We start from the raw sequence: 17,386 nt of genomic DNA, 5'->3' as shown, positions 1-17,386 counted from the left end.
CGGGGCCAGGGCGTCGGTGGCCTGGGCTCGGGGTGGCCTGGGCCGGGGGGCCTGGGCTCAGGGGCGGCCGAGGGGTGGGCTCGGCCGCCGGACCGGCGAAGGGGGGATCAGCCGCCGAACCAGCGGACGGGCTTCGGGGCGAGGTTCTGGTAGACGTGCTTCGCCTCGCGGTACTCCGCGAGTCCGGCGGGGCCGAGTTCGCGGCCCACTCCGCTCTTGCCGAAACCGCCCCACTCGGCCTGCGGGAGGTAGGGGTGGAAGTCGTTGATCCAGACGGTGCCGTGGCGCAGTCGGCCCGCGACCCTGCGGGCCCGGCCGGCGTCGGTGGTCCACACGGCGCCCGCGAGTCCGTACTCGGTGTCGTTGGCGAGGGCGACGGCCTCGTCCTCGGTGCGGAACGTCTCGACGGTGAGGACCGGCCCGAAGACCTCCTCCCGGACGACCCGCATCCCGTTGTGGCAGTGGTCGAGGACGGTCGGCTCGTAGAAGTAGCCCTGCTCGGGCCGCTCGGGGGACGGCTCGGGGCGCTTGCCGCCGGAGCGCAGCACCGCGCCCTCCTTCAGGGCGGACTCGACGTACCCCTCCACCTTGGCGCGCTGCTGCTCGGAGACGAGGGGGCCGCACTCGACGCCGTCCTCGGTGCCGCGTCCGAGGCGGATACGGTCCGCCCGGCGGGCCAGTTCGGCGACGAAGCGGTCCCGGACCGACTCCTCGATGATGAGCCGGCCGCCCGCCGAGCAGACCTGGCCGCTGTGGATGAAGGCCGCGTTGAGGGCCTGGTCGACGGCGGTGTCGAAGGCCTCGTCGGTGGCGCAGGCGTCGGCGAAGACGACGTTGGGGTTCTTGCCGCCGAGTTCGAGGGCGACCTTCTTGACGCTCGGCGCGGCGGCCTGGGCCACCTTGGTGCCGCTGACCAGGCCACCGGTGAAGGAGACGAGGTCGACGTCGGGGTGCTCGGCGAGGCGGGCGCCGACCGAGTGACCGGGGCCGGTGACGATGTTCGCGACTCCGGCGGGCAGCCCCGCCTCGGTCAGCAGGTCGATCACGGCGACCGTCGTGAGGGGGGTGATCTCGCTCGGCTTGATGACGAAGGTGTTGCCGGCCGCGAGCGCCGGGGCTATCTTCCAGCTCGCCTGGAGGAGGGGGTAGTTCCAGGGGGTGATCAGCGCGCAGACGCCGATCGGCTCATGGACGACCACGCTGTGGATGTCGGGCGAGCCCGCGTCGACCACCCGGCCGGGCGACTCGCCCGCGACCAGGTCGGCGAAGTAGCGGAAGGCGTCCGCGACACAGTCGATGTCGACGCAGCCCTCCTCGACGGTCTTGCCCGCGTCCCGGCTCTCCAGCAGACCGAGCTCGGCACGGTCGCGTACCAGGAGATCGGCGACGCGGCGCAGCAGCGCGGCGCGTTCGGTGACCGGTGTGCTGGGCCAGTCACCCCGGTCGAAGGCCCGGCGGGCCGCCGCGACCGCCAGATCGGTGTCCTTCTCGTCACCTTCCGCGACCACGGCGAACGGCAGGGCGTCCGCGGGGTCGAGAATCTCGCGCGTGGCGCCGGAGACGGCTTCACGCCACTCTCCGTCCGCGTGGATGGTCTTCCGCGCCTGGAGTTCCACTCTGTCCGCCATGATCGGTATTGCCTTCCGTTCCTGTTCAGCGCCCCTGCGTCAGGCATGAGTCACTCACCGGGACCGGGATCGCATGCCCCCAGGCAGGCATTGCATGCGCGATCCCTGGCCGAAAGTGCGCCGCGTCACTGACTATTCAGACAAAGGCGACATATGGCGCACGGCTGAACTGTGGAAGGCCGTGACTCAGTCGATCGACGCCGGGTCACAGGCGTAGGGCGGACAGAAGTGGTCCACGGCGGTGGTGAGCAGCTCCAGCTCGTCCTCTCCGCCGTTCGCGTCGGGGCCGTAGGCGGCTATGGCGTAGATGTTGCCGTCCGCCGCCACGAAACGCTCGTCGTAGACGTGCCAGGTGCCGACGTCGGGCTCGCCCTTGATTCTGTCGGCGAGGTACTCCAGTCGTGTTCCGGTGAACTCCCCGTCGTCCAGAGTGTCCAGGGAGAGTTCCCTGAAACCGGCCGCCTTGTCGGTCTGGTCGGACAGGTACAGGTCGAACGAGGCGGCCGGGGACTCCTCGGCCACCTGGTAGATCTGCAGCCGGCGCTCACGGTCCGCGCTGCGGTAGTTGACCACGGCCATGCCGAACTGCGAGGCCTTCGTGCCGCGTGTCCACCCCTTGGGCCGCGCGATCCGGAATCCCTCCTGGTCCTCGTACGACTCCCATCCCGCGGGGAGCGCCGAGGTCGAGGGGGAGGGGGACGCCGTCTCCTCGGTGTTCGTCGGCTCGGTGCCCGTCGGCTCGGGGCCGCTCTGCTGCGAGACGTCGGCCGGCGGTGACGACTCGGTCCCGCTCGCCGCGACCGACGGCTTGTCCTTGTCGTCCCCGGGGACCACCAGGGTCAGCAGCAGGCTCACGGCGACACCGACAGCGGCCGCCCCGGCCACCACGGACCACACGAGCCGACGGCTCATTCCCCGGGCCGGGGCGGGCGCGGCGGGCTGACCGGCGGGCGGCCAGGTCGTGGCGGGCCACGCGGCGGCGGGCCAGGCGCCGTCGCCGCCACCTGCCGACTGCGCCAGGGCCGGACCCTGGCCGGACACCTCCGTCGGGGACCAGGCCGCGTCACCGGCACCGGCACCCGCCGGACCGTGCCAGCCGTTGTGGCCGCCGGATCCCGGCCAGCCGACGGGGGCGGGGGGCGGGGTGGGGGCGGGAGACGGCGATACGGAATCCGGGGCGGCCTCCTCGCCGCCCGCCGAGCCCGTCCCCGGCCCCGGGTCAGTGCCTGGCGTCCCCTCCCCCGGCGCGAACCCCGGGCGGGCCGGCGGCGGAGGCGTGACCGGGGCGGGTGTGGTGTCCCGGCCCGCGGCGTCCTCCCAGCGCTGGGTCTCCTCGTTCCAGTACCGTGCTCCCCCGCTCATCGCGTCCCTCCCCGTTCTGCGGCCTCAGCCGCGCTCAGATGTTCAGAAGGCCGGCCACGGCTCCGGCCGAGGCGATCAACCCGACCAGGGCCTGGGAGTCCTGGAGGAGTTGCCGCAGACGGTCGAGGCGCGACGGCGACGACGTCCCGGTGCGGGTGATCTCGTCCTCGGTGTCCGCGAGCGCCGCGTCCAGCGCCGCCGTCTCGTCACTGGCCCGCACCCGGGTCAGGTCGGCGCGCAACTCCCGTACGGCTGCCAGCAGTTCCTCGGCCGCCTGGTCGCGCGGTGCCGTCGTGCCGTGGTGGCTCTCGGCGTGCGCGTGGCTGCCGATGGCGAAGGTGCTCTTCGAGACACCGCCGCTGATGCTGACGTTGGGCTCATCCGTTGCCATCGGAGTCGGATCCCTTCTGCGGCGCGACGCCGCCGGAAGTCGTAGCGGAAGGAGCGGAAGGAGAAGCAGGCGTGGAGGGAGCGGAGGGAGCCGAGTCGGTCGCGGCTGTGGACGACGAGGCCTTCGCGTGGCTGCCCACGGCGAACGTGCTGCCCTCCACCCCGCCCTCGATGTTCACTCCGCCGCCGCTGATGTTCACGATCTTCTGGACGAACTCGCCGGTCCGGTAACCGGATTCCTCGAGCGCGGCCCGCACCCCGTGGGCGACCCGGTCCTGCACGCTCTTGAGGTAACGGGAGACATCCATGTCCTGGAACGTGGACCCGGCACGCGCCGACCCCAGCTCCCGCACCGACACGGCCGGCCCGTCGGGCAGCGCGCCCGCGTATCCGCCGGTCAGCAGCCGCCACCCGTAGACGACGCCCTTGCCCAGCGTGACCAGGGAGCGGGCCGCGGATCCGGGCAGCCGGGCGATCCCCCAGGCGGCCTTGCCGACCACGTGGTTGTGACGGAAGGCGTGGGCGACACGGTCGGCGTTCTTGAATTCCTCGCGCACCGGCAGCAGCACGTGCGGGGCGATCTCCAGCATGAGCATGCGGCCCTGGGTGTGGATGCGCACGAACACCGTGACGACCAGCTCCTCCTCCCAGCCGCCGACCCGGATGCGCAGGAAGTGCCGGCGCTTCTCGGCGCCCTCCTCGACCGCCCGGACCCGGTGTTCCTCGAAGGCCCGCTCGTTGTACGGCGCCTCCTCGCGCCGCCCGAGTCCCTCGGCGGGCAGGAACACGCACTCGTCGATCTCCAGCCACCGCAGCCGGTCACGCACGGTGTGTCCGGCGAACTCGGCGGGCAGCCGCAGCTGTTCGAGCAGCGGGCGGATCTTCTCCAGGACCGTGCGGTTGCTGATCGGCTCCTGCTTCTTCACGCCGTCGGGACGGAGTTCGACCGCCAGCACCCAGGTCTCGTAGGCCTCGCCCGTCCCGCAGAACGGCCGGGCCTCGTGGTACATGATCAGCGGCGCGTGCTGCTCGACGCGGATGCGTCCCTTCAGCCGCTGGAAGCGCTGACCCTCGCCCTGCTCCGCCGGGTCGCTCGCGGCGTCGGCGAATCCCGTCGGGGACAGTTCGGCGGACATCATCCTGGCGAACTGGGCCCGCTGCGCCACCAGGCACAGCGTGATCAGCGCGAACACGCCGAACGCGAGCCAGGCCCGCCACGGCTCGATCAGGGCGCTGACCTGGGAGGGGTTGGGGAAGACAAAGTCGGACGCGCTGGAGCTGTCGGTGTACGAGTCGTAGCCGGACGAGCCGTACCCGGACGAGTACGGGTCCTCGTCCTTGCCACCGAACGCGGCCATCAGCGTGATCACGAGGAACATCGCGAAACCGAGGCGGCCCCACCAGCGGAGCAGGAAGGCCGAGAGCCGCCGGTACACGGGCGGATCGGCGGCACTGCCGCGGACCCAGCCGGCCAGGGCGAGCGCCAGACTCGGTGCGATGAAACCCGCCAGCAGACCGCCGGTCAGGGGCAGCCCCACCACCCACAGGAAGAGCACCAGTCCGGCCCACAGCAGCTCCTGGCGCCGGGCCCGCAGGGCGTGCGCGAGGACGCGGGCCGCGTCGAAGCCGAGCGAGGGCGCGGCGATCCGCTGCTCGTTGAGGTGGAGTTGTTCGATGACCCGGTCCCGGTAACCGGAGTCCACATAGGCACCCGCGCACAGCAGCCGGCTCGCCTCGCTGGCGTGCGGCGGAGTGGGCGGGTGCGGTGGTGCCGAGGGCGCCGATGCGGCGCCGTTGTCCGTCGGACGTGGTTGTTGAGGCACGTATGCGGTACTCACGCCGCTCCCCCGATGCGTGGAAAACCCTTGTTCATCGTGTTGTTGACAAACAATCAGCATAGGGGGACGGGAGGGAGCGGGGGAACCGGAATGTCAAGGAGCATCCGTACGGGGAGGCCCGGACGGGAGACCCGGGACGTGGACGTGCCCCGGACGGAGCACGGGCCCCGTTCCGGCCGAAACCGGAGCGGGGCCCGTGCGAGGCGTCGGAGAACCGTGGGGTACGGCTCAGATGAGGCCGAGGCCGCGGACCGCCTCGCGCTCCTCGGTGAGCTCCTGGACCGAGGCGTCGATCCGGGCGCGGGAGAACTCGTTGATGTCCAGGCCCTGGACGATCTCGTACCGGCCGTCCTTCGTGGTGACCGGGAAGGAGGAGATCAGGCCCTCCGGGACGCCGTAGGAACCGTCCGACGGGATGCCCATGGAGGTCCAGTCGCCCTCGGCGGTGCCGTTGACCCAGGTGTACACGTGGTCGATGGCGGCGTTGGCGGCGGAGGCGGCCGAGGACGCGCCACGCGCCTCGATGATCGCGGCACCGCGCTTGGCGACGGTCGGGATGAAGTCCTCGGCCAGCCACTTCTCGTCGTTGACGACCTCGGCGGCGTTCTTGCCGGCGACCGTGGCGTGGAAGATGTCCGGGTACTGGGTCGCGGAGTGGTTGCCCCAGATGGTCAGGCGCTTGATGTCGGCGACCGTCGAGCCCGTCTTCTTCGCGAGCTGGGTCAGCGCGCGGTTGTGGTCCAGGCGGGTCATCGCGGTGAACCGCTCGGCCGGTACGTCCGGGGCGGCGGCCTGGGCGATCAGGGCGTTGGTGTTGGCCGGGTTGCCGACGACCAGGACCTTGATGTCGTCCGCGGCGTTGTCGTTGATGGCCTTGCCCTGCGGCTTGAAGATGCCGCCGTTGGCGGAGAGCAGGTCACCGCGCTCCATGCCCTTGGTACGCGGGCGGGCACCCACCAGGAGGGCGACGTTCGTGCCGTCGAAGGCGACGTTCGGGTCGTCCGTGATGTCGATGCCCTGGAGCAGCGGGAACGCGCAGTCGTCCAGCTCCATGGCGGTGCCCTCGGCGGCCTTCAGCGCCGGAGTGATCTCCAGGAGGCGAAGCCTGACCGGCACGTCCGCGCCGAGCAGCTGGCCGGAGGCGATGCGGAAGAGCAGGGCGTAACCGATCTGGCCGGCCGCGCCGGTGACGGTGACGTTCACGGGAGTGCGGGTCATGGCGTTCTCCGTATGACAGCTGGCGGTGGGGCGTCCCTGCCCCGGACGTTTGATCGATCTCTTGGCGTCAAGAGAGATCAGCGGTCAGGCTATCGCGCATCCGGGATCCCGGACGTCCGGGGCCATGTGGCCCAGCCCACAGAGCCCGGCCGGTCCACGAAAAGCGGCGGCCGCCCGTCCGGGAGAGGGGGACGAAGGCGGCCGCCGTGCGGGGGTTCCGTTTCCGGACTCCCGTGGGGGTAAGGGTCGCGTGCCCGAGTTTCCGGGAACCATGCGTGGCTCCCGGAAATTTTTTGTGGACCTGTGGGGGTACCCCCGCTCAGGTCGTGCATCCCTGCTGTCCCGCGGCCAGCACCGCGCACGCCCTGGCCTCGCCGGCGTCCTTCACGGCCACCATCGGCGTGTACGCGATGGTGTCCCCGGCGACCGTGATGTTCCCGGTCTTCGTGGTCTTTCCCGCGGTCAGCCGCACCTCGTCGCCCGGGGCGGCCTGCGTGATACGTCCCCAGGCCGCGCCGCAGGTCTTGCTGTAGCGGACCTCGACGACACTCGCGCCGACGGTCAGGGACTTGGCGGTGGTCACGAGATCGCCGCTGCAGCCCATGCTCTCCGCGTCCTTGCCGGTGCACGAGGCACCGCTGCACTTCACCCCGGCCGGCAGGTTCGCCTGAGCGCTCACGGACGGCGAGGGCGAGGGCGCCGCCTCCTGCTTCTTGTCGTCGCGGCCCTTGGTGAGGAAGAACGCGGCGGCGACCACGACCAGCACACCGACCACGCCCGCGAGGAACATGGTCAGCCGCTGCTTGCGGCTCACCCCGCCGGACGGGCGGGCAGCGGGCCGGGGCCCCTGCGGGGACTGGCCGTTCGGGGCCACCGGCGCCGGGTTCCACGCCGTACCGTCCGCCGAGGTCGACGAGGGGGGCGCGGGGGGCGCGGGAGAGGGCGACGCGGGCACCGGCGGCGAGGGGGTCGGCGCGGGCGACGCCGCCCCGACCGCACGCCGGCCGCCGCTCGCCGACGGGCCCTGGTAGCCCGCCAGCCCCCAGGAGTTCTGCTTCGCCGATATTCCCGGAGAGCCGCCCGAGGAGGTCCCCGACGCGTCCGTCGCCCCGCCCTCGGACGACCCTCTCGACCCGCTCGACCCACCCGAGGTCCCGCTGGTGTCGGCCGGGGGCGGTACCTCCCGTACGACGCCGGTCGAGTCCCGGACCTCCGGCGCGGTCGGCTGGGGAGGCACGGTCGGGGCCACCCCGGCCGGTCCGGCGATGCCCGGTCTGACCGTGGCGCTGCCGCTTCTGCGGGCCGTCCCGGTCCCCTTGGCGCTGGCCGCCGGCGCCCCGACGTCGCCGCCGAACTCGCCGAGCGCGGCCCGCGCCTGGGAGATCCGTATCGCCTCCATGGTCATGTCGTGGCGCATCTCCGAGCGGCTCCAGGCACGCTCGGCGAGCTCCCACATCGTGGTCAGATGAATGGGATTGGTGCCGGTGACCTCGGCCAGCGCGACGATCGCGCCCTTCGGCGCGAGAAGCCGGCCGTTCAGATAACGCTCCCAGGACGTCTTGCTGTAGCCCGTGCGGTCCGCCACCGCCGCGATACTGAGGCCACTGCGGTCCACGAGCCGACGCAACTGGCTCGCGAACTCTCTGACCTGCGGATCGAGTTCGTCCGGCAAAGCCTTCCAACGAGGCATTGCTTCCCCTCTTCCCCCCGGTTGGTGCTGGTTGTCCCGCGCGTTCCCCCGTGCGTACTGCCGTCTGCCGAGTCCCCGTTGTGGCTACCCACAGGGATGCGCGTACTCAGGATCTCAGTTCCCGGCCCGGGGGCGCACGGGTGCATCGTGGCCACGAGCGCGCCCCGTCGCGCGCCCTCCGGGCCGAGTGAGAACAACGGCGGCGGCCCGTCCTTCCCGGGGGGAGGAGGACGGGCCGCCGTCATGTGCGAGGTGGGAGAAGGTCTTTCCGCGCCGTTCTAACCGCTGACCGTGAAGTGCAGGGTGTCCTTCAGGAACGGGATGACCAGCCACGGGTTCGGCTGCACCATCAGCGCCAGCAACGCGATCGCGCCGCCGAGCACGCCGTAGGTGACGATGTCGGTGAAGCGGGAGCGGACGGCGAGCATGCCGACGTCCGGCAGCAGCCAGCGCAGGATCCCGCCGGCCAGCAGCGCGACGCCGATCAGCAGGATGCCCAAGCGGAACAGGTCGACGGCGGTCAGCAGCAGTCCGAGTCCGACCGTCGACAGGACGGCGAGGATCGGCCACTGCCGGGCGGGTGCCGGGGCGCTGCGGGGCGCGGCCCGGCCGCCACCCTCGGGGCGCGCGGTGTCCCTGGTGAACATCGGGAACCGCCGGGTCACCCGGCGCGGGTGCCCCTCGGCGTCGGGCGCGCTGACCGGGTCCCGCACCTCGATGTCGTCGACGGCCTCGGATCCGTCCACGTCCTGGACCTCCGCTGCCTTCTCGACCGTCTCGACGCGCTCGGCGCTGTCGGCGCTCTCGGCGCTCTCGGCGCTCCCGGTGCTGTCGACGCTCTCAGCACCGTCGGACGGGGGCGCGATGTTCCGGGGCGCCCGGTCGTCGGACGCCGGGTTGCCGGACCTGCCCTCAGCCGGCACTGCGCTCCGCCGCCTCGACCACGTTGACGAGCAGCTGCGCCCGGGTCATCGGACCGACGCCGCCGGGGTTGGGGGAGATGAAACCGGCCACCTCGGCGACATCCGGGTGGACATCGCCGACGATCTTGCCCTCGGCGCTGCGAGAGACCCCGACGTCGAGGACGGCCGCGCCGGGCTTCACGTCCTGCGCGCGGATCAGGTGGGCGGAACCGGCCGCGGCGACGATGATGTCCGCGCGCCTCAGGTGCGCGGCCAGGTCGCGGGTGCCGGTGTGGCACTGGGTCACCGTGGCGTTCTCGCTGCGGCGGGTCAGCAGCAGCGGCATCGGGCGGCCGATGGTGACGCCACGGCCGACGACCACGACCTCGGCGCCCTTGATCTCCACGCCGTAGCGGCGCAGCAGGGTCAGCACGCCGTTCGGGGTGCAGGGCAGCGGGGCGGGCTCGTTCAGGACGAGACGGCCGAGGTTCATCGGGTGCAGGCCGTCGGCGTCCTTGTCCGGGTCCATCAGCTCCAGGATCCGGTTCTCGTCGATGCCCTTCGGCAGCGGCAGCTGGACGATGTAGCCGGTGCAGGCCGGGTCCTCGTTCAGTTCGCGGACGACCGCCTCGATCTCCTCCTGCGTCGCCGTGGCCGGCAGCTCGCGCTGGATGGAGGCGATACCGACCTGGGCGCAGTCGCGGTGCTTGCCGGCGACGTACTTCTGGCTGCCGGGGTCCTCCCCGACGAGGATCGTGCCGAGGCCGGGCGTGACGCCCTTCTCCTTCAGCGCCGCCACGCGGGCGGTCAGATCGGACTTGATCGCGGCTGCGGTGGCCTTGCCATCGAGAATCTGGGCGGTCATGACCCCATCCTCGCGGATGACCGGGCCCGGGTTCCAATCAGGGCCCCTTTGCGTGGTGCGGCATCCGTCCGCCCGTATCCCCTCATGATCAGTCATGTTGCACTTGCACAACGCCTGACGTATGCGGCTGGACAAGCGCGACGACGGTGCAGAAACATGACATGCACAGTGCCGCGGGCAGCTCATCGGGGGGACGGCCGCATCCAGAAACTTTCCTCCTGCGATGCCGCTGCGCGTCGTCCCCGCACTTGAAGTCAACGGAGGAAAGACCGCCATGAGTTACGGCGACCCGAACAACCCCTACGGCGCGCCCCAGGGCCAGCCGCAGCAGCCCCAGCAGGGCTACGGCTACCCCCAGCAGCAGGGCCAGGCGCCCGGTTACGGCTACCCCCAAGCCCCGCCGGTCGGCCAGGCCGCCTACGGCGCCGGCGCCCCGATGGCGACGATGCCCGGCTCGGTCAGCGCGGCCCGCGTGATGCTGTGGGTCATCGTCGGTCTGCAGGTCATCGGCATCGCCATCTTCGCCTTCGCCGCCGTGGCCATCGACAAGGCCAAGGACGACGCCGCCTTCGAGCAGTTCGCCGACTACCCGACCGGCGTGCTGTGGGCGTTCGCGGTGTTCGCGCTGGCCTGGCTGGTGTGGGCGGCCTTCCTGGCGACGAAGTTCACCTCCGGCGGCAACGGCCTGCGGGTCACGGTCCTGGTGTTCGGTGTCATCACCGCGGTCCTCGGCCTGTACCCGTTCACCCTCGTGGGCATAATCCACCTGGTGCTCGGCATCCTGATCGCCGTCTTCGCCGGCAACTCCAAGGGCAAGGCCTGGTTCAACCGGCCGCGCTACTGAGGGCGTTGGCCGGACTGAACAGTTCGCGCCATTCCTGTCCAAGGGCCGTGTCTCACCCGCACGAGGGGGACACGGCCCTGGTGCGTCGCCCTAGTCTGACCTCTGTAGCCGTCAGGCACGGGGAGAAGCACCTTGTACAGCATCATCGTGGTACCTCCGCCGACCACGGAGGACGAGCCCCAGCGCGCACAACAACGACTCGCGCCCGGCGAGCGGCTGACCTTCGGCCGCTCCGTCCGCGAGAACGACCTCGTCGTCCCGCATGACGGGGTCTCCCGCCGTGCGGGCGTGATCAGCGCGCAGGGCGCCTTCTGGACCCTGAGCAACCTCTGCGGCCACCAGACGTACGTGGTGGAGAACCCGGAGGGCGCGGGCGAGCACATAAAGGTCGGTCCGGGGCGGCTGGACGCGCCGGTGCCGTTCGAGTTCTCGCGGATCGTGCTGCCCGCGGCGGGCGACCTGCTGGCCATCGACGTGTGGGCGCCGCGCCACGACTATCTGCGCGCCGAGGGCGGCCTCGACGGCGACACCACCGCGCCCGCCTTCTCCGTCGACCGCACCAAGCGCTACTTCGCGGTCCTGGCCGCCCTGTGCGAGCCACGGCTGCGCGGTGAACCGCACGCCCCGCTGCCCACCGTCGAGCAGGTCGTCGACCGGCTCCGCCCGAACTGGCCCGCGGCGTCCCGCACCACCGTCCAGTGGAACATCGACTACCTGGCCGTCAAGCTGCGTCTCAAGCCCGGCCCGGACACCGCGGAGACCGGTGCCCGGCTCAACGGCAAGAAGGAGTCCCTGGTGTCCCTGGCGCTCCGCTTCGACCTGGTCCGGGAGGACGACCTCGTCGTCCTGACGGCCCCGGCAGCACGGGGGGCACGGTGACCGAGCCGTACGCCGTGCCGGTGCCCCGCGGGTACCGGGTCGGCGTCTGGGAGGTGCGCGAGCCGATCGCGACGGGCGCGTTCGGGAGCGTGTACGAGGCCCGGCGCACCCAGGACGTCGTAGGCGGCGAGGAACTGCCCCGCACGGTCGCCCTGAAGTTCCTGCCCACCGGCACCGGCACCCCCAGACAGCTGACCCACCTGCGCGAACTGATCGAGCGAGAGGTCGAGTTGTACCGTCGGCTCAGACGCCCGCGACTGATCCGGATGTACGACACCCTCACCGTCGACGACCCGGAACGCCCGACCCTCGACGGTGCCACGGTCCTCGTCCTGGAGAAGGCGGAACGATCACTGTCCGCCCTGCTCAGCGCCTCCCCCCGGCCCGGCGCCGGCCCCGTACTCCTCGCCCAGATCTGCGAGGGGCTGGCCCAGCTGCACCACGCGGGCTGGGTGCACGGGGATCTCAAACCGGCCAACGTGCTGTTGATGAAGGACGGTTCGGCGCGGCTGGCCGATTTCAACATGGCCGCGGAGCTGGAGGGCACCCACGCGTACACGCCCGCCTTCTCCACCCCCGACTACACCCCGCCCGAGCTGCTCTGGTCGGAGATCGGCGAACGGGGCCGCCGGATCCGTCCGTCCGCCGACGTCTGGGCCTTCGGGGTCCTCGCCCACCTCGTCCTCACCGACTCCTTCCCGCTGCCCGGCGGCACCTCGACGGCCCGCCGGGACGCGGCCGCCGCGTACGCGCGGGGCACGGACGAGCTGCGTCTGTCGCCGGAACTGCCCCAGGTGTGGCGGGAGATCGTGCGGGACTGTCTGGCCCGCACGCACGCCGACCGCATCACCACCGAGACCCTGCTCCGCCGGGTCGAGGCGGCGGCGGGCTCCGGCCGCTCACCCCGTCCGCCGCGGATGCCGCTGCGCCGCCGTACGGCCGTGCTGGCCGCCGCGGCCGCCACGGTCGTGGTGGCCGCGCTCGGCTACGCCGTCTCCACCTGGTGGGACCCCGGCGGCACGCCCGGCACCGGTGCCGCCCCCGGCGCCCCCGGTGCCGTCGACGGCGGGAAGATCTCCGCGGAGACGGGCGCCCAGAGCGTCACGTCCGCCGGTTACGGCGCCGCCGAGCTCCGTACGGACAAGGGCGTCCCCGTGAAGTACCGCAAGCTGATCGTCGACGCGGCCCACCACTGCGCCCAACCGGACATCACCCCGGCTCTCATCGCGGCGCTGCTCAAGTCGGAGAGCGACTTCGACCCGAACCTGTCCGACCCCGCGGCGGGTGAATACGGCATCGCCCGCTGGACCCCGACCATCCTGCGCTGGTGGGTCAGCGACGACGGCGTCCCCGCGAAGGAGACACCCCGGCCGCCGCTCACGCCCGAGTTGTCCGTTCCCGCCGTGGGCCGCTACCTCTGCGCCATCGAACCGCTGCTGAACCCCTCCCTGCCGGGCGACCGCCGGGTGCTGCTCGCCGCCTCGTACCGAACGTCCTACAAGAAGGTGAACGCCGCGAAAGGCGTTCCCCCGAAGGTTCATGCCTACGCCGACCGCGTCGCTCACTACCTCAAGGAGTACACGCCTCCGGCCGCGCAGTGACCCTGAGACTTCTCAGGTTCCCCGTCGGGCCCGCTGGTGGGAACGTGACGCCCGAGGTGGTCTCCGGCCAGCTCGGGGGAAGGCCGGAGACCACCGTCACGCGGGTTTGAGGCTCAGCCGCAGCTGCCGGTGATCCACTTGTGGGACCGCACCTTGTAGGTGCCGGCGAGGTTGCCACCCTGCTGCTGGCGGGTGCAGCCGACCCGGTCCGAGTAGTTGGCCCCCTTGTAGTACGCCACACCGGAGAAGTCGCCGGTGCCGGCGTTCCACACCGACTTCACGTTCGTCGTGGCGGCCCAGGAGCACCTGACGTCGCCGGACTGCCAGTCGGGGTCCGCGGTGTCCCACGAGCACTTGCTGCCGGTGAAGTTGGCGCCGGTCCAGAAGCAGATGTGACCCGTCGCGCAGTCCACGGCGGTCGGCGCGGCCGACGCGGAGGTGGGCAGCGCCAGCGTGGTGGCGACCGCCGCGCTGACGGCGAGGGCTGCGAGCAGCGGGGCGGTGCGGCGCGGCCGGCGTACGGAAACATGCATGGGCCTGGTCTCCCTTGGTGGTGCGTGGGCTGGTGAAGCGGACGGCCAGACCGTGGCAAGTGGTGCCGCGGCCGGGCAAGGAAACCGGCCCGGATGGGATGCCGGGACGTTCGGGCGGCTCCTGGCTGGAACGTTCCGGTGCCGTCGGGTCGGCGCTGGGACGGCCGTGGGGCGCCATGGAACACCTGCCCGATGCTCCACCGATCTGGGTGAGGTGTGGGGCAAATTGCCCGTAGTGACCCGGAGGGGCACAGTGGCATGGCTAAGATCGCTTTGTCCGACAACGGAGTTGTCGGACCTACCGCCGGACGGGCGGGAAGTCAGGCCTGCGGAGGCCGTGTAAGACCGACCCTCACCGGTCGGCGGTGGCCTGTGAAACAGGAACCCGTGGTGGTACCGCGTAGCGGTGCGGACCGGAATCTTCTGCCTTCGGGCAGGAGAGGGCGTCAATGTGACCAGCCGACTGGAACGTCTGACCAACGTCCCATACGGCAGGGAGATAGCTCGGTGTCCGCGTGTGCGGAAACCGAGCGGTTCGCCGCAGTGTTGCGTTCGCTGAAGAACAGATCAGGACTGTGCACCCGGAGTCGGTGCCGGAATTGGAGTCGGTGAAGGGCCCGGGGAGGGCCCGGAGCCGGTTCATGCGGCACCGGGTACGCAACGCCGTTCTCGGCGTCGTGGTCCTGACGATCGGCGTCGGCGTCGGTGCCTGGGCGCTGTCGGCGGAGCAGGCGTCGTCCGGCAACGGCGACGGTGGCGGCAGCGGTTCGCGCGGAGGCCCCACGGACGGACGGCTGCTCTTCTCGGCCGCCTGTCAGTCCGTGGTGGCGATGGGCCAGCAGGACGCGTGCGTGACGGAGGTGCAACGGCTGCTGCACGCCAAAGGCGCGGACATCGACGTCGACTCGTCCTTCGGGCCGCAGACGCTGCGCCGCGTCACCGCCTTCCAGGTGCTCGTCGGTCTCCCGCCCAACGGGGTCGTCGGCGACTCCACCAAGAAGGCGCTGTACGCCTCGCAGGTGCGCATGACCGTATGGTCACCGGGGAAGGTGCGGCAGCAGATCCGCGCGGTGTTCACCGAGGCTCCCGACGCGGCCGTCGCCATCGCGGACTGCCAGTCCTTCCTGGACCCGCTGCACATCCTTCCCAACACCAACGGAACCCGTAACTGGGGCCTGTTCCAGATCTCCGACGCCCGCCTGCGCGAACTGGGCGGCACACCTCGTCAGGCACTGGACCCGGAGTGGAACATCCAGGCGGCGCACCGCCTGTGGAGCAGCGACCGCGACTTCCACGACTGGCCGCACTGCGCGCGAGCCGTCAAGGACGCCCCCACCACCACACCCCGGTAAGCCGACCCGGCAGAGACCCCGAGGTCCCTGCCGGGAGCGGGCGTCAGTGGAAGAAGTGCCGCGTGCCCGTGAAGTACATGGTCACGCCCGCCTTCTTCGCCGCCTCGACGACCAGTTCGTCGCGGACCGAACCGCCGGGCTGGACCACGGCCTTCACGCCGGCCTCAACGAGGATCTCCAGGCCGTCCGGGAAGGGGAAGAACGCGTCCGACGCGGCGTACGAGCCCTGCGCGCGCTCGGCGCCCGCCCGCTCGACGGCCAGCTTCGCGGAGTCGACGCGGTTGACCTGCCCCATACCGACGCCGACCGAGGCGCCGTCCTTGGCGAGGAGGATCGCGTTCGACTTCACGGCGCGGCACGCCTTCCAGGCGAAGGACAGCTGCTCCAGCTCGTCCGCGCCGAGGGCCTCACCGGTCGCCAGGGTCCAGTTCGCGGGGTCGTCGCCCTCGGCCTGGAGCCGGTCGGCGACCTGGAGCAGGGCGCCGCCGTCGATCGGCTTGACGTCGACCGGGTGAGCGGGGCCGTCCGGGACGCGCAGCACGCGGATGTTCTTCTTCCTGGCCAGGGCCTCCAGCGCGCCGTCCTCGTAGTCGGGCGCGACGATGACCTCGGTGAAGATCTCGGCGACCTGCTCGGCCATCTCCTTCGACACCGGCCGGTTGACCGCGATCACGCCGCCGAACGCCGACAGCGGGTCACAGGCGTGCGCCTTGCGGTGCGCCTCGGCGACATCGGCGCCCACCGCGATACCGCACGGGTTGGCGTGCTTGATGATCGCGACGGCCGGCTCGGTGTGGTCGTAGGCGGCACGGCGAGCGGCGTCCGTGTCGGTGAAGTTGTTGAACGACATCTCCTTGCCGTGCAGCTGCTCGGCCTCCGCCAGGCCGCCCGTGCCGGCGGTGTAGAGGGCGGCGGGCTGGTGCGGGTTCTCGCCGTAGCGCAGGGTGTGGGCGCGCTCCAGGCTGGTGGCGAGGAAGGAGGGGAAGGGGGAGTCGTCGGCCGGCGCGTAGGCGGAGGCGAACCAGGAGGAGACCGCGATGTCGTACTCGGCGGTGTGCCGGAACGCCTCGGCGGCCAGCCGCTTGCGGGTGGCGAGGTCGAAGCCGCCGTCCTGCACGGCGGCGAGGACGTCCGCGTACCGGGCGGGGCTGGTGACCACGGAGACGGAGGCGTGGTTCTTGGCGGCGGCGCGCACCATCGACGGCCCGCCGATGTCGATCTGCTCCACGCACTCGTCGGGCGTGGCACCGGAGGCGACCGTCTCACGGAAGGGGTAGAGGTTGACGACGACCAGGTCGAAGGGCTCCACGCCCAGCTCGGCGAGCTGGTTGCGGTGGTCCTCGAGGCGCAGGTCGGCCAGGATGCCCGCGTGGACCTTGGGGTGCAGGGTCTTGACGCGGCCGTCCAGGCACTCGGGGAAGCCGGTGAGCTCCTCGACCCTGGTGACGGGGACGCCGGCGCCGGCGATACGGGAGGCGGTGGACCCGGTGGAGACGAGCTCCACGCCCGCCTCGTGCAGCCCGCGCGCGAGGTCCTCGAGCCCGGTCTTGTCGTAGACGCTGACGAGCGCGCGACGGATGGCCCGCTTGTTGCTCTCGGCGGTGGCGGTCACTGGATAACTACCTTTCGTCCCTCAATGCGATAGCCGTTGCGGGCGAGCCGCCCCACGACCTCGACGAGCAGCCTTCGCTCGACTTCCTTGATGCGCTCGTGCAGAGCGCTCTCGTCGTCCTCGTCCCGGATCTCGACCACGCCCTGAGCGATGATCGGGCCGGTGTCGACGCCGTCGTCGACGAAGTGGACGGTGCAGCCGGTGACCCGGGCGCCGTACGCGAGCGCGTCGCGGACCCCGTGGGCGCCGGGAAAACTGGGGAGGAGGGCGGGGTGCGTGTTCACGAACCGCCCGCCGAAGCGGGCCAGGAACTCCTTGCCCACGATCTTCATGAACCCCGCGGACACCACGAGGTCGGGCTGGTACGCGGCGACGGCCTCGGCGAGGGCGGCGTCCCACTCGTCGCGCGTCCCGAACTCCTTGACCTTCCGCACGAAGGTGGGAATCCCGGCGCGCTCGGCCCGCGCGAGCCCCTCGATGCCCTCGCGGTCGGCGCCCACGGCCACGATCTCGGCGCCGTAGGCCTCGGTGCCTGTGGTCTCGATGGCGTCGAGCAGCGCCTGGAGGTTCGTACCGGATCCGGAGACCAGCACGACGAGGCGCTTGGCCACGGGCTTGGCGGCCACGGTGAGGCCCTTTCTCGGGGGTGCGTTTGTACGGTCGTACGAATGC

General features: G+C 71.5%; 15 protein-coding genes. 4 read left to right on the top strand and 11 right to left on the bottom strand.

Annotated elements, in window-relative coordinates:
• Positions 1-107: 107 nt before the first annotated feature.
• The 8 genes from ACFYRY_RS15280 to ACFYRY_RS15245 form a co-directional block, all read right to left on the bottom strand.
• A complete protein-coding gene (locus ACFYRY_RS15280; protein ID WP_389144570.1) occupies positions 108-1,628 on the bottom strand; it encodes an aldehyde dehydrogenase family protein in 1,521 nt (506 codons plus the stop codon).
• A gap of 186 nt (positions 1,629-1,814) precedes the next feature.
• Positions 1,815-2,990: a hypothetical protein gene (locus ACFYRY_RS15275; RefSeq protein ID WP_389144567.1), complete on the bottom strand. Its 1,176-nt coding sequence runs from the start codon at positions 2,988-2,990 to the stop codon at positions 1,815-1,817.
• A 34-nt stretch (positions 2,991-3,024) separates the two neighbouring features.
• Positions 3,025-3,381, bottom strand: a complete 357-nt coding sequence (locus ACFYRY_RS15270) for a hypothetical protein (protein WP_389144564.1) — start codon at positions 3,379-3,381, stop codon at positions 3,025-3,027.
• Positions 3,368-5,218, bottom strand: coding sequence for a hypothetical protein (locus ACFYRY_RS15265; RefSeq protein ID WP_389144562.1), 1,851 nt, complete (start codon positions 5,216-5,218; stop codon positions 3,368-3,370). Before ACFYRY_RS15265 ends, ACFYRY_RS15270 begins: the two co-directional genes overlap by 14 nt.
• Positions 5,219-5,446: 228 nt before the next feature.
• Positions 5,447-6,436, bottom strand: a complete 990-nt coding sequence (locus ACFYRY_RS15260) for a malate dehydrogenase (RefSeq protein ID WP_389144559.1) — start codon at positions 6,434-6,436, stop codon at positions 5,447-5,449.
• A 319-nt stretch (positions 6,437-6,755) separates the two neighbouring features.
• Positions 6,756-8,126, bottom strand: coding sequence for a DUF2690 domain-containing protein (locus ACFYRY_RS15255; protein ID WP_389144556.1), 1,371 nt, complete (start codon positions 8,124-8,126; stop codon positions 6,756-6,758).
• Positions 8,127-8,404: 278 nt separating this feature from the next.
• Positions 8,405-8,872, bottom strand: coding sequence for a DUF3017 domain-containing protein (locus tag ACFYRY_RS15250; protein WP_389146222.1), 468 nt, complete (start codon positions 8,870-8,872; stop codon positions 8,405-8,407).
• Between the two features lie 166 nt (positions 8,873-9,038).
• Positions 9,039-9,893 (bottom strand): bifunctional methylenetetrahydrofolate dehydrogenase/methenyltetrahydrofolate cyclohydrolase, encoded by an 855-nt coding sequence (locus ACFYRY_RS15245; protein WP_389144553.1) that lies wholly within the window; start codon positions 9,891-9,893, stop codon positions 9,039-9,041.
• Between the two features lie 274 nt (positions 9,894-10,167).
• Between ACFYRY_RS15245 and ACFYRY_RS15240 the strand changes: the two genes are divergently transcribed.
• The 3 genes from ACFYRY_RS15240 (at position 10,168) to ACFYRY_RS15230 (ending at position 13,217) form a co-directional block, all read left to right on the top strand.
• A complete protein-coding gene (locus tag ACFYRY_RS15240) occupies positions 10,168-10,737 on the top strand; it encodes a hypothetical protein (RefSeq protein WP_389144551.1) in 570 nt (189 codons plus the stop codon).
• 132 nt (positions 10,738-10,869) lie between these two features.
• The gene (locus ACFYRY_RS15235) at positions 10,870-11,616 is read left to right on the top strand and encodes an FHA domain-containing protein (protein WP_356768289.1); all 747 of its coding nucleotides are present in this window, start codon (positions 10,870-10,872) and stop codon (positions 11,614-11,616) included.
• A complete protein-coding gene (locus ACFYRY_RS15230) occupies positions 11,613-13,217 on the top strand; it encodes a serine/threonine protein kinase (protein ID WP_389144548.1) in 1,605 nt (534 codons plus the stop codon). The genes ACFYRY_RS15235 and ACFYRY_RS15230 overlap by 4 nt, the downstream gene beginning before the upstream one ends.
• 113 nt (positions 13,218-13,330) lie before the next feature.
• Here the strand turns inward: ACFYRY_RS15230 and ACFYRY_RS15225 are convergent, their stop codons facing one another.
• Positions 13,331-13,750 carry a peptidase inhibitor family I36 protein gene (locus ACFYRY_RS15225; RefSeq protein ID WP_389144545.1) on the bottom strand — a complete coding sequence of 140 codons (420 nt, stop codon included), beginning with the start codon at positions 13,748-13,750 and terminating at the stop codon, positions 13,331-13,333.
• Between the two features lie 641 nt (positions 13,751-14,391).
• Between ACFYRY_RS15225 and ACFYRY_RS15220 the strand changes: the two genes are divergently transcribed.
• Positions 14,392-15,102, top strand: a complete 711-nt coding sequence (locus ACFYRY_RS15220) for a peptidoglycan-binding protein (protein ID WP_389144542.1) — start codon at positions 14,392-14,394, stop codon at positions 15,100-15,102.
• Between the two features lie 43 nt (positions 15,103-15,145).
• Here the strand turns inward: ACFYRY_RS15220 and purH are convergent, their stop codons facing one another.
• Entirely contained in the window at positions 15,146-16,714 is a 1,569-nt protein-coding gene (gene purH / locus ACFYRY_RS15215; protein WP_389144539.1) for a bifunctional phosphoribosylaminoimidazolecarboxamide formyltransferase/IMP cyclohydrolase, read from the bottom strand.
• Entirely contained in the window at positions 16,711-17,340 is a 630-nt protein-coding gene (gene purN / locus ACFYRY_RS15210) for a phosphoribosylglycinamide formyltransferase (RefSeq protein WP_389144536.1), read from the bottom strand. The genes purH and purN overlap by 4 nt, the downstream gene beginning before the upstream one ends.
• Positions 17,341-17,386 lie beyond the last annotated feature (46 nt).

The sequence above is a fragment of the Streptomyces sp. NPDC005263 genome (genome assembly GCF_042872365.1).
Classification (GTDB): Bacteria; Actinomycetota; Actinomycetes; order Streptomycetales; family Streptomycetaceae; genus Streptomyces.
Note: the sequence above shows the minus strand (reverse complement) of the source record. Positions and strands in the feature narration are given on the sequence as shown.